This window comes from Pseudoalteromonas sp. bablab_jr011, from assembly GCF_016464045.1.
GTDB classification, from domain to species: domain Bacteria; phylum Pseudomonadota; class Gammaproteobacteria; order Enterobacterales; family Alteromonadaceae; genus Pseudoalteromonas; species Pseudoalteromonas lipolytica.
Genome location: NZ_JACDWU010000097.1, coordinates 25895 through 38248, shown reverse-complemented (window position 1 = coordinate 38248; position 12354 = coordinate 25895). Strand labels below are relative to the sequence as shown.

The following is a 12354-nucleotide window of genomic DNA, read 5'->3' as shown; positions in this document are numbered from 1 at the left end:
GAATGAATAAGGTACTTTTTTTTGCACAGTTACGTGAACGTTTAGGCTGTGACTCGGTGCAACTAGATGCACAAGGTATGTCGGTTAGGCAGTTACGCCAAACATTGGCTGAACGAGATGAGCGTTGGCACACCTGGTTACTCGATAAAGATGTGTTAGTGGCCGTAAACCAAATTTTGGTTGATGATAATGCTGCGGTCGGCACTGGCGATGAGGTTGCTATGTTTCCACCTGTCACTGGAGGTTAGTGATGATCCGTGTACAAGAACATGATTTCGATATGAACGAAGAGTATCAATCCATGTTAGCTGACGACTCGGTGTCGGGCGCCGTGGTTATGTTTGTAGGCCGTGTTCGCGACATTAATCAAGGCCACCAAGTTGATAGTTTATATCTAGAGCATTATCCGGCGATGACAGAGAAATACCTTACCCAGTTAGAGCAGCAAGCGTTGTCATTATGGCCTTTGGAAAAGGTAACCTTAATTCACCGCGTTGGTAAATTAAGCTTAACAGATCAAATTGTGCTGGTGGCAGTGTCGAGTGTCCACCGCGAAGCTGCATTTGAAGCGGCACAGTATTTAATTGATTTACTTAAAGCGCGTGCGCCATTTTGGAAAAAAGAGCACGTTGAAGGAGAGCAGACTCGTTGGGTGAGTGCCAATCATAAAGATCAAATAGCGGCTGCCCAGTGGCTGTAGGGTTGAAACAATGCAGTGGCTAACAAATAAACTAACCACATACACGATAGCGACTGTGCTGGTTTTATTGTGCTGTGTTTCGCCTGCAAGCGCTAATGATAAAGACACATCCTCTTCGCTAACGATTGCTTGCTCGGCTAACTTTGTCGCTGTAATGGATCAGTTGCTGCCAGTATTCAAAGCACAGGTTAAAACCGATATACAGGTTAAAGTGGTGACTGGCTCATCAGGCACACTCGCAACACAGCTTCGTTATGGAGCCCCTTATGACGTATTTTTTTCAGCCGATGCAATATTGCCTACACAACTAAAAACCGATGGTTTTGGCATTGAAAGCACAGTGTATGCGCTTGGCGAATTGGTGTTTTATTCGTCTGAGGGCTATGACAGTTTGGAAGGCGTTATGACACGTTTGCCCCATATTACTTTAGCTATTGCGAATCCACGTTATGCACCTTATGGACAGGCTGCGGTTGAGGTATTGGCCCATTTACAAACCAAGCCGAAAAAAACAGTAACGGGAGGATCTATTTTGCATGCTTTTCAATATGTTGAAAGCCAAAATGCAGAGTTAGGCTTAATTGCAAAAAGCCTACTGCAACAACCACATAATGGCACGGCTATCGCCATTCCCAGTGAGTGGTATCAGCCAATTGAGCAGCATGTTTTATTAGTAAAAGACTCAGTGTTTGCGCGTCAGTTTTATCATTTTGTTCAAACTGAACAGGCACAACAGTTAATAAAATCAATGGGCTATAGGTAATACTATGAGCGAGGGAGACTTGCAAGCCATCTTTATTACGTTAAAACTTGCTGCGTTAAGTACGCTGGCGTTGTTAGTAATAACGATTCCCTGCGCATATTGGCTTGCGCGAAGTAAACGGGCCATAAAACCCTTCCTCGAAACCTTAATTACCTTGCCTTTAGTTTTGCCTCCTACGGTATTAGGGTATTACTTTTTAGTGTTATTTTCGCCGCAACAAGGTATCGGTTTATGGCTGCAAAATACCTTGGGTATACAGTTAGTCTTTAGCTTCTCGGGGATTTTAGTGGCGTCGATGATCTACAGCTTACCTTTTACTTTTCGGCCCTTACAAAGTGCATTTGAACAATTGCCTGATAACTTATACAGCAGTGCTGCCTTATTGGGCTTTAAGCCATGGAAGCAGTTTTTATGGTTAGTACTCCCCATGATTAAACCGGCTATTTATACCGCTGCGACTTTAAGCTTTGCCCATACGGTGGGTGAGTTTGGTGTTATTTTAATGATTGGCGGTAATATTCCAGGAGAAACTCAAGTTGTGTCACTGGCGTTATTTGATCATGTTGAGAGTTTTAATCTTCAGGCTGCAAATATGCTTGCAGGGCTGATGCTCGTGTTCTCATTTGCCGTTGTGTTTGCATGTCAATGGTGGCAAAGACAAACGCAGCGTGTAAGTACACCAACCAGCTTGCTTTGAATAGGTTTAAACAGATGATGGCATTAAATAGCGACAGCAGCATGGGTATTTCAGACCCACAGTGTACGTCTAAGCCTGTGGTTGCGCATATTGAACTTAATTGTTCAGAGCCTGTTACTCAGCAACTTGATTGTCAGCTTAAGACCTTGCAAATAACGGTGTTATTAGCCCCAAGTGGTACAGGTAAAAGCAGTTTGTTTAATGCAATTGCGGGTGTTGCTCCTGCTTCTGGCGGGTTAAAAGTAACAGGGCAGCAGCAGTTAGGTATGCCAGCACATAAGCGCCGCATCGCTTACGTAACACAGTCTCCTTTGTTATTTGACCACCTAAGCATTGCCGCTTTATTAAAGTTGGTTGCTAAGCAACAAGCGCAGCCATTTGATATAAGTTGGGCAATAGACCCCTTAGGGCTGACCGACAAACTAGTGTATCGGGCTCACCAATTAAGTGGTGGACAGCGCCAGCGCGTTGCGCTTTTGCTTGCGATGATAAAAGGAGCGCCTTTATTATTATTAGATGAAGTGCTTACCGGTCTCGATCAACTTAATAAGCAAGCCTGTATAGGGGTTATAAAAGACTATCTTTGTAAAGTGCAAGGTGCTGCTTTGTTAGCATGCCACCAACTGGATGATGTATTAGCTTTAGCTGATAGCTGCTTATTGCAGCATACGATAAACAATAGTACACAGTGGCAAATGTTCCCTGTGGATGAAGGTGTTGAGCGTTATCAGCAGCAGTTACTAGAGAGCCAATCGAGTGAGAACATACAGGGAAGTCAATTTACCTCTATGTTTTACGGACAGGTTCATGCTCACTTTCCTGCGCTGGGCTTAACGGAGTATCACGTTGGCGGGCAGCGCTGCTTTGCTGCGTATAATTCAGAGCATCAAATAGGGCGTTTGCAGCCATTAATACTGAAAGCAAATCGTCTGGGTTTATCAAAAATAGCACTACCAGAGAGTAGTTTTGTGAACCAATTAAAAGTGCGTATCACGGCGTTTTACCCCGTTAATATGGGAAAAGAGCAAGGTATGTTGGTGAAAGTAAAGCTCGCTAACAGCGAACAAGACGGTGTGCATAAACCCGCATCATTGCATGTGTGGATCACGCGCTTATCATTTAATCAATTACAGCCTAAATTAGATGAAACGTGGTTTTTAATAGGTAAAGCGGACGCATTACACGGTTAACTATCGACTAAGTTATTTCTTACTAAACCGCGTTTTACATTTTTGCAGAGCTTCGCGAATCGAGAAATATCGTCAAAATTAGGGATTGTGCCTATTTGCAGCTGGTGTTCCCAGTAGCATAGTTCGGTATCAACCAACTCCATTAGCTTTTTAGGGCAGCCGATACACGAGTTATCGGTGCCACAAAAAAAGGTATCAGGTTCGTATAAGGGAAGTTCTACTTTTACCTGCTCGATTAATTGCTGCATGGCGGTGACGCGGTCAGGTTTACGTGTTTGCATTTGACTGCTTTGCTTCTAATTTAATGCACAATCAAAAGGAATAAAGGGCACTAAGTCGCCACTTTGCCACTGAGTTTTTTCAGCATCAAGCAATAAATAACCTTGGCTTTTTGCAAAAGTACTGAGCATGCCAGAACCTTGTCCTTTTAAAGGCTCAACATAGGTTCCTGTGTTATCGACAACTAATGATGCACGAATAAATTCAGCGCGACCTTGTTTTTTACTAATATCACACGCTAAAGGTAACTTAAGGGGAGGCTGTGTACGCACTGTTTCACCAGCCATTTTACGAAGCGCAGGTATCGCGAGTTGATGCAATGTCACAACACTTGAAACCGGGTTGCCCGGTAATCCCATAAATCGCTTGTTGTGGCCGTCTTGTGTTAAATGCTTAAAATGACCGTATGCGAATGGTTTACCTGGCTTTATTGCTACTTTCCAAAACTGCATTTGGCCAAGCTCTGTGAGCACTGTTTTTGTGTGATCAGCATCACCAACCGACACACCACCCGAGGTAATAATGACATCGGTATTTGAAAGTGCTTCTTCAAAAGCCAACTTTAGCGCGTCAGGGTCGTCAGCAATGATGCCAAAATCCTGCACCGCAAAGCCTAAATTAGTTAAAATAGCCTGAATCGTGTAACGGTTAGTATCGTAAATTCCACCTTGTGAAAGTGGCGTGCCGGGTTCAAAAAGTTCATCGCCCGTAGAAATAACCCCCACTTTAAGTGGCTTATAAACGCTCACAGAGGCAATACCAAGCGAGGCAAGCATACCGATATCTGTGGCTGTTAAGCGTTGCCCTGATGCAAATAATTGGCTGCCGATACTGATATCTTCACCTTGTTTACGTACATTTTGTGCAAAGCAAGGCTTAGTGTTTAAAGTGATTGTTTGTTCAGTGGAGACCGTGACATGTTCTTGCATAATCACCGTATCAAAACCAGCCGGAATATGTGCGCCTGTCATGATGCGTATGCAGCAACCTGATTGCCATTCGCCGTTGAATGGATGCCCGGCATAAGCAGTGCCAATAATATTTAAATGTGTGTGTTCATTTAAGTCACTAAAACGAAATGCAAAACCATCCATTCCTGAGTTATCTGCGTTAGGCACATTAATGTCGGCGATAATCGGTGCAGCAAGAATACGACGATGAGCAGCCGATAAAGGCAGTGTCTCTGTTTTAACTAATAACGGCGTGTCTGATAAAAGTGCTTCGCTAGCGTGTTGAAAAGAGAGCAGGGGCTGCTCACTCGAAAACTGATTCATTATTAAGCCCCTTTTTGCTGATTGATTATCCACACGGCAGCTTCAACACGTGAGCGCAGGTTTAGCTTTTTCAGCAGGTGTTTTACGTGCACTTTAACGGTGCCATCAGAAATATCTAATTCTCGTGCGATTAACTTGTTTGATAACCCTTTCGCAATTAACTTGAGGATTTCAAATTCACGGCTAGTGAGTGAATTGAGGATGTTCGCTTTTTGCGATACATCAGGTTTGCGGATAGCTTGGGCGAGTACCCCTGTGAGCTTTTCACTCAGCACCATTTTACCCAGTGCCGCTTGTTTTATTTTTTCGAGAATTTCTTCAGGATCCATGTCTTTTAGTAAGTAACCATCTGCGCCATAGCTGATTGCAGTGAGCACGTCTTCATCGTTATCAGAAACCGTTAGCATAATAATACGCGATGTAACATCACTGGCACGCATGGCTTTAAGGGTTTCTAAGCCATCCATTCCTTGCATATTAAGGTCAAGAATAATGAGATCGGGATCGTGCTCTATAGCTAACTGTAGCCCTTCTTTGCCTGTTGCTGCCTCACCGATGACGACGAGTTCGTCTTCTAAATCGATTAACTGTTGTAGGCCTTTGCGTAGCAATGGGTGATCATCAACTAATAAAATTGAGCTGGTTAGTGCATTCATACTTTAACTCTTTGTTGGCTTTAGCCTGAAAGACTGGCGGTTTAAAAATATCTTAACGTGGATCAATAAAGTATTCACCAAAAAGCCTCCCTATTACTCCTAATAACCTTAAGCTTTCTTATATTATTTAATGATAAACAATTGCTTACGCTTAAATATACCCACTAAGTGGTAGTTGTTTGCTGTTTATGCTGTGTGTGGCTTACCCATCAATGTGAATTGTTGAGTTGATTTTATGTGCGCATAGTAAGTTCAATTAGAACGAAATGGAGCAGCATATGGCTGAACTAGACAAGTGGGAACCGGAAAATGAAGCTTTCTGGAATTCCCAAGGTAAAAAAATTGCGCAAAGGAATTTATGGATTTCGATCCCAAGTTTACTTTGTGGCTTCGCTGTTTGGCTTTACTGGGGAATCTTGACCGTTCAGATGATGAATGCAGGGTTTAGTTTTAGCGCAGATGAGCTATTTACGCTGACGGCGATAGCTGGACTTTCTGGTGCTACATTACGTATTCCCAGTAGTTTCTTCATTCGCTTTTGTGGTGGCAGAAACACGCTGTTCTTCACTACATCGCTACTCATAATTCCGGCTCTATTTACCGGCTTGGCATTACAAGACCCAACGACACCATTGTGGCAATATCAGTTACTTGCTTTGTTGTCGGGTATTGGTGGGGGTAACTTTGCTTCTTCAATGTCAAATATCAGCTTTTTCTTTCCAAAAAAACAACAAGGTTTAGCGCTGGGTCTCAATGCAGGGTTAGGTAACTTTGGTGTGACAACGATGCAGATTTTGATTCCATTGTTTATGACATATGGGGTGTTTGGTGCATTGGGCGGCGATCCAATTACGTTGGTGAGCACGTCGGGAAGTTTGATTGGTAAAATTCCAGCCGGTTCTGAAACTTGGCTGCAAAACGGTGGTTTTTTATGGCTACTGTTCTTAATACCGCTGTTCTTTGCAACATGGTTTGGTATGAATAACATTCGCACGCCAGAAGTGTCACCAAACTTAGGCAGCCCTCTGAGTGCATTTGCAATGATTTCTGTGATGCTAACGATTGGTCTTGCCACTGCGGCGGCTGGTCTGTGGCTGATGCTTCCTGAATCAGCAAATGGTTCTGGCTTTGGGGTACCGAAAGAGTTGGTACTGGTGCTGGTTGTTGCTATTACCGTATTTTTACTGAAGATGATACCGGGGGCGATTGGTAAAAGCCTCACTAAGCAATATCAAATCTTTAATAATAAACATACCTGGGTAATGAGCACGATTTACACCATGACGTTTGGTTCATTTATTGGTTTTGCGGCAGCATTTCCGTTAGCAATCAAAGTTATTTTTGGTTTTCAACACATTATGGTTGATGGTGTGATGACCCATAGTACCTTAAACCCAAATGGCCCAAGTGCGCTCATGTATGCGTGGATGGCACCATTTATTGGGGCATTAATTCGTCCACTAGGTGGGTGGATTGCTGATAAATGGGGTGGTGCGTTAGTAACACAAGTGTGTTCTGTGGTAATGATTGGCTCGTCATTAGGTGCGGCCTATTACATGAAAGAGGCTTATCAGTCGCCTACACCTGAAGAGTTCTTTATGCCATTTTTCATCTTATTCTTAGTGCTATTTGGAGCAACAGGGATTGGTAATGGCTCAACCTTTAGAACGATTGCGATGGTGTTTCCTAAAGAACAAGCAGGCCCTGTATTAGGTTGGACTTCGGCAGTGGCTGCATACGGTGCATTTTATATTCCAATGGTATTTGGTCAGCAAATTAAAGCGACAACACCTGAGGTAGCACTGATTGGTTTTGCGGTATTTTATGCGCTATGTTTGATTATTAATTGGTGGTTCTACTTAAGAAAAGACGGCGAATTTTATAATCCATAACGATCTCCACTTGTCCAGAGCCATCAACTTCGGTTTTTGGCTCTTTTTCTATTGTTGCAGGAAAAGAATATGAGTAAGTTTCAAGAATTATTATCCATGGCTCGCCATCAAGCTGAACCCGTTAAGCTATTGTTGTTATTTACAAAAGCAAATGTTGAGAGTTCAGTTAACGATGTCAATAAAGGCGTGATTGAGCCTGTTATGTGTGTTGATAAACTGCCCAGTGAGTTAACTGACTATACGGCGCTTTGTCACGAAGCAGATAACATAAACCAAGCATGGGATTTATTATTTGTCACCAGTATTGGTGCTAATACAGAGGTCAGCCTGATTGAAAGTAGCATGAAGGCGATGATTAAAGACGTACAAAGTGGTAAAAACACGGCGTTGTATGTTGTCCTCGACAGAGAAGATAACCTTGTAGAAATGGTCGGTAGTTAAGTCAGTATAAAAAATTGCACGGCAATAATGGCACAAAGTAAGTGGTCGATATTAAACTGATTAATGGCCGTTAGTGTGCTCTGTGCACAACTCTCCTAAATGTAAAAAGAAGGCAGCTACTCGCTGCCTTCTTTTTATTGTAATGACTCTACGTACTCTGTTAACTGATTAAATAACCAGTCTGGCAAGCTTGCTTGTGGGTCTTGCGTATCGAGCCAGTTTTTAACAGTTAGGCACAGTTCTGTGTCGCCTTGGATTGCTAATTTACGTGAGAAAAAAAGTGTATCAGGGTCGTATTTTCCACTCATCAAACTTAAAAATGTATCACTACTCCCTGTTAACTTTCCGTCGTATTTGAGGTGTTCTTTAGGGAGTAACCACGGTTTTATAGAGAAAATAGTTAACCGTTTAGAGGTCGCATTGAGCGAAATAAGCAAGCTGAGTGGCAGGTTATCGACGTCAATGCATAACTGTTTATCAATTAAAAAGTCGAGCTCACCGTCGTTGATCTGTGTTTTAAAAATGAGGTTTATTCGCTGTTCTATCAGCCAACTTATGCCTGCGGTTGGCGTGAGATGAGTAATAGCAGTTAGCCATTTCGGGGTAAAAAATGGCGGAGTTTTATGCTTCATAATATCAGTGAGACTAATCATATTAGTAGATTACCTTATTAGGTTTGCTGGCTTACCATTATTGATAATTTATTTCTTAGTTTAAATAATCAGGAGTGGGTATGGAGTTACTTTGCCCAGCAGGAAACTTACCCTCGTTAAAAAGGGCAATTGCGCAAGGCGCTGATGCGGTTTACGTTGGCTTAAACAATGATACCAATGCGCGTCACTTTGCGGGCCTTAACTTGAATGAGCGGCAACTCGTTGAAGCGGCAGACTATTGTCAGCAGCATAAAAGAAAATTGCATGTTGCTATTAACACCTTTGCTCACCCCAATCATTTTACAAGATGGAAGCATGCCATTGATGAAGCGATTGCAGTGGGGGTAGATGCCCTGATTGTTGCTGATATTGCTGCGCTTGATTTTATTGCGAATAATTATCCGCACCAAGAAATGCATGTCAGTGTGCAGGCATCGGTGACAAATGCACTCGCAATTGATTTTTATAAGCAGTTTGGTGTGAAGCGAGTGGTATTGCCTAGGGTATTAAGTTTGCAACAGGTCAGGCAATTGGCAACCACCACCGACATCGAACTTGAGCTTTTTGCCTTTGGTAGTTTATGTATTATGGCCGAAGGGCGTTGTTATTTATCTTCATATTTAACAGGCGAATCACCTAATACAACAGGTGCCTGTTCGCCGGCCAAGTTTGTTCGTTGGCAACAACAGGGCGCTCTAATGCAATCACGCTTGAATGATGTATTGATTGATCAGTTCACTGACGATGAGCAAGCCGGTTATCCAACGTTATGTAAAGGGCGTTTTGTTGTTAATAACGAAACCTACCATGCCTTAGAAGAGCCAACGAGCTTAAATACACTTTCTCTGTTACCTGAGTTATTAGCCATGAATATTGCGGCCGTTAAAATTGAAGGCCGACAGCGCAGCCCTGCCTATGTTGAGCAAGTTACACGCGTTTGGCGACAGGCTATTGACCATGCAAAGCAAAATGTGACTGACTTCAGTGTTGAAACGCATTGGCAAACGACGCTGGACAGTTTATCTGAGGGGCAGCAAACCACCTTAGGTGCGTATCATCGCAAGTGGAAATAGGAGTAACAATGACACAGTTAAAAGTTGCGGTAGGGCCCATGTTGTTTTTGTGGCAAAAGGAGTTGCTCGAACAATTTTATGAGCGGGTAGCGCAGTCGACAGCCGATATTGTTTATTTAGGCGAAACCGTCTGTGGAAAGCGGCGTTTAAGTCGCCTAAATGATTACCTTGAGTGGGCTAAAATGCTAGAGCAAGCAGGAAAAGAAGTGGTGCTGTCTAGCTTAGCCTTGTTGGAGTCGGGGGCTCAACTTCAAGAGTTAAAACGTGTGTGTCGTCAAAGCGCGTATTTAATAGAGGCGAATGATCTTGCCGCCGTGCAGCAATTACATAGCTTGGGATTACCATTTGTGATTGGCCCCGCAATTAATGTTTATAACGGTTATACGCTAGCAAAGTTTGCTCAAATGGGAGCTGTGCGCTGGGTTATGCCTGTTGAATTGTCGAGAGATTGGCTGGTGGCTTTAAAACACGAATACGCGGGTTTGACAGATTTACCGATGCAATTTGAAGTGTTTAGTTATGGCTTGTTGCCTTTGGCTTACAGTGCGCGATGCTTCACGGCTCGCCATTATGACTTAGCTAAAGATCAATGTGAGCTCATTTGTCAAAAGCACCCTTCGGGATTAATGACCCACAGCCAAGACGGTAAAAAGGTGTTTACCTTAAATGGCATTCAAACAATGTCTGGGCAAGTGTATAACTTGTGTGAAGACCGCCATGCACTTAATAGCAGTGCGGATATCGCGCGGCTAAGTATGCACGATATGGACGACTTACAATGGATTGAGTCGTTTGCTTTGGGCACCGACTCTAAGCGACCGGATGAACATATTAATGGCTTTTGGCATCACATTGCGGGTATGCATTGCCAGTCTTAGTGCTGGCTAAATAAATACAATATGAGAGCCAGTGTGATAAACCAAAAACCACTTACCATTTTCCAAAATAATAAACTGCTGGCTTCCTTCGGTTCAGGATCCGGTTTTAAAAATTCAGGATTAGGGACGGTTAAGTCATGCATGAGTGCATCCACGGTTTGATAGCGCTCTGTTAAATCAAAACTAACCCCTTTTTGCAGTGCTTTATCAAACCAAATTGGAATAACGGGGTTATGTTTAATGGCACTGTGATAACGCAGTTTGTCGTAGTCTGCCATGCTTGTGCATTGCTCAACTTTTTCGCCATAGGGTAAATGGTGAGTAAATAATTCATAGCAAATAGTCGCGAGGCTATACACATCACCTTGCACGGCAGCATTTTTGCCCAGCAAATAATTAGGGTCTGAATAGCTGGCCGTGCCAAGGGCCCCTTGATGTTCTATTGGCTGATAAAGCTCCGCAACTCCAGCAACAAACACGGAACCAAAATCAACCAGTTTGATTTCATCATTTTCTAATACCATCACATTGCCAGGTTTGAGATCTTGGTGAATCGCATCATTACTATGAAAAGCATTTAAGGCCGCTGCAATGTGTTTAACGATGGCGATTGCTCGTTTAGGTTTTAGGGGCTGATGCTCAGCTAACCAGTTGTCGAGGCTGGTGCCATCGAGCCATTCCATTAAATAATACAGGGCACTTCTTGGCCGTGAATGTTGATAAATTTTTACGACATAAGGGGAGTCAATTCGGCTGCCAATCCATTGCTCTTTAATAAAGCGGTCGATGTAATGTGTGTCGTCGTCAAAGTTGGCTGAAGGCGTTTTCATTGCGTAACGCTTTTTTGTAAGCTCATCTTCCACTAAATAAAGTTGACTACGTGATGAGGCAAACAGCTCTTCAATGACAAGATAACCATCTAATTTCATACCTGCTTTAAGCGGCGGTGGAAAAGGCAATTTTGTGAGCTCAGCGCTATATTCAGCTTCATTTTGATATGCCAGTTCTTTTATTTTTAAAACGACACAACTGATGTTGTCATCACTGCCATGCTTTTTGGCTTCTATACACAGTTGCTCTGCTATTTTAGAGGCTGGCTGATAACTCAATAAGTTATCTATTAAGATATCGGTCGGGAGAAAATCATGCACCCCGTCAGAGCTTAATAAGTAAATGTCACCTTGTTGTAATTCATTGCTGCTGTAATCAATGTGTAAGTTGTTATCCATGCCAATGGCACGCGATAAAAACGATTTTCCTTGCCCTAAATTGGTGGTGTGATCGGCTGTGAGTTGCTTTAAGTTTCCATTTCTAAAGCGATAAATTCGACTATCACCCACATGAAAAATATGACCATGATTTCCTTTTAAAATCAGGCAGCTTAAGGTTGATAAGTAGCCTTTATTTTCTTGTGAAAATGCATGGCTTTTGCGAAAAAGACGTAAATTGATTGCCGATAATACTTGTTCGCCACTGCGACTAACAGACCATGTATCGGGGGTTTTAAAGTATTCACTAAGAAAGCGTTCAACGGCTGTTTCGCTCGCTTCTTTACCTGCTTCTGCTGAGCTGACACCGTCGGCAACACAAAATGCGGCACCTTTAATATTGCTGAGGTACTCATCTTTTGGAATAAAAAGACCTGCGCAATCTTCGTTGATTTCTTTTATTCCGCGTGAGGTATGAAATCCTGCATCAACCTGAGTGCTTTGCATAATGTGTAGTTAGCTTTGAAATAATATCAAAATAGTGCAAGAAAACGGGGGGAGTATTCAACCTGTACAGATCAATAAACGGTCAGTTTTTCGGGTCTGTTTATTATCAAATAAGCTTAACTACCTCTTTTGGGGTAATTGTT

General features: G+C 42.7%; 14 protein-coding genes. 9 read left to right on the top strand and 5 right to left on the bottom strand.

Translation table 11 applies throughout. The features are described from left to right. The first annotated feature begins 2 nt into the window (after positions 1-2). From moaD to JIG41_RS03770, 5 genes are read left to right on the top strand one after another with little or no spacing between them, the layout of a single operon-like run. Positions 3-248, top strand: coding sequence for a molybdopterin converting factor subunit 1 (gene moaD, locus JIG41_RS03790; protein ID WP_065978349.1), 246 nt, complete (start codon positions 3-5; stop codon positions 246-248). Positions 249-250: 2 nt separating this feature from the next. Then, complete coding sequence (locus JIG41_RS03785) at positions 251-700, top strand: molybdenum cofactor biosynthesis protein MoaE (RefSeq protein ID WP_065978350.1); 450 nt, start codon at positions 251-253, stop codon at positions 698-700. A 10-nt stretch (positions 701-710) separates the two neighbouring features. Beyond that, entirely contained in the window at positions 711-1463 is a 753-nt protein-coding gene (modA, locus tag JIG41_RS03780) for a molybdate ABC transporter substrate-binding protein (protein WP_075593990.1), read from the top strand. A gap of 4 nt (positions 1464-1467) precedes the next feature. Beyond that, positions 1468-2160 carry a molybdate ABC transporter permease subunit gene (gene modB / locus JIG41_RS03775; RefSeq protein ID WP_036973043.1) on the top strand — a complete coding sequence of 231 codons (693 nt, stop codon included), beginning with the start codon at positions 1468-1470 and terminating at the stop codon, positions 2158-2160. A gap of 14 nt (positions 2161-2174) precedes the next feature. Further along, the gene (locus tag JIG41_RS03770) at positions 2175-3350 is read left to right on the top strand and encodes an ATP-binding cassette domain-containing protein (RefSeq protein ID WP_199524278.1); all 1176 of its coding nucleotides are present in this window, start codon (positions 2175-2177) and stop codon (positions 3348-3350) included. Here the strand turns inward: JIG41_RS03770 and JIG41_RS03765 are convergent. From JIG41_RS03765 to narL, 3 genes are read right to left on the bottom strand one after another with little or no spacing between them, the layout of a single operon-like run. Further along, positions 3347-3631, bottom strand: coding sequence for a hypothetical protein (locus tag JIG41_RS03765; protein ID WP_036973042.1), 285 nt, complete (start codon positions 3629-3631; stop codon positions 3347-3349). The two genes, JIG41_RS03770 and JIG41_RS03765, sit on opposite strands and share 4 nt — an antisense overlap. Before the next feature lie 15 nt (positions 3632-3646). Beyond that, positions 3647-4903 (bottom strand): gephyrin-like molybdotransferase Glp, encoded by a 1257-nt coding sequence (gene glp, locus JIG41_RS03760; RefSeq protein WP_199524277.1) that lies wholly within the window; start codon positions 4901-4903, stop codon positions 3647-3649. Between the two features lie 2 nt (positions 4904-4905). Beyond that, the gene (gene narL / locus JIG41_RS03755; RefSeq protein WP_036973040.1) at positions 4906-5559 is read right to left on the bottom strand and encodes a two-component system response regulator NarL; all 654 of its coding nucleotides are present in this window, start codon (positions 5557-5559) and stop codon (positions 4906-4908) included. 278 nt (positions 5560-5837) lie between these two features. Here narL and JIG41_RS03750 point away from each other — a divergent pair, with 278 nt between their 5' ends. Both JIG41_RS03750 and JIG41_RS03745 read left to right on the top strand, forming a co-directional pair. Further along, positions 5838-7451, top strand: a complete 1614-nt coding sequence (locus tag JIG41_RS03750) for an MFS transporter (RefSeq protein WP_065978353.1) — start codon at positions 5838-5840, stop codon at positions 7449-7451. 69 nt (positions 7452-7520) lie between these two features. Further along, complete coding sequence (locus tag JIG41_RS03745) at positions 7521-7892, top strand: hypothetical protein (RefSeq protein ID WP_036973038.1); 372 nt, start codon at positions 7521-7523, stop codon at positions 7890-7892. Between the two features lie 134 nt (positions 7893-8026). On the opposite strand, the gene JIG41_RS03740 is transcribed toward JIG41_RS03745, so the two are convergent. Beyond that, entirely contained in the window at positions 8027-8545 is a 519-nt protein-coding gene (locus JIG41_RS03740; RefSeq protein WP_036973036.1) for an SCP2 domain-containing protein, read from the bottom strand. Between the two features lie 80 nt (positions 8546-8625). On the opposite strand from JIG41_RS03740, the gene JIG41_RS03735 reads away from it, so the two are divergent. Together JIG41_RS03735 and JIG41_RS03730 are read left to right on the top strand one after the other, a co-directional pair. Further along, positions 8626-9618 (top strand): peptidase U32 family protein, encoded by a 993-nt coding sequence (locus tag JIG41_RS03735; protein ID WP_199524276.1) that lies wholly within the window; start codon positions 8626-8628, stop codon positions 9616-9618. An 8-nt stretch (positions 9619-9626) separates the two neighbouring features. Next, complete coding sequence (locus JIG41_RS03730) at positions 9627-10496, top strand: U32 family peptidase (protein ID WP_036973032.1); 870 nt, start codon at positions 9627-9629, stop codon at positions 10494-10496. On the opposite strand, the gene JIG41_RS03725 is transcribed toward JIG41_RS03730, so the two are convergent. Beyond that, positions 10493-12211, bottom strand: coding sequence for a bifunctional protein-serine/threonine kinase/phosphatase (locus tag JIG41_RS03725; RefSeq protein ID WP_036973029.1), 1719 nt, complete (start codon positions 12209-12211; stop codon positions 10493-10495). The genes JIG41_RS03730 and JIG41_RS03725 overlap by 4 nt on opposite strands. Between the last annotated feature and the right edge of the window lie 143 nt (positions 12212-12354).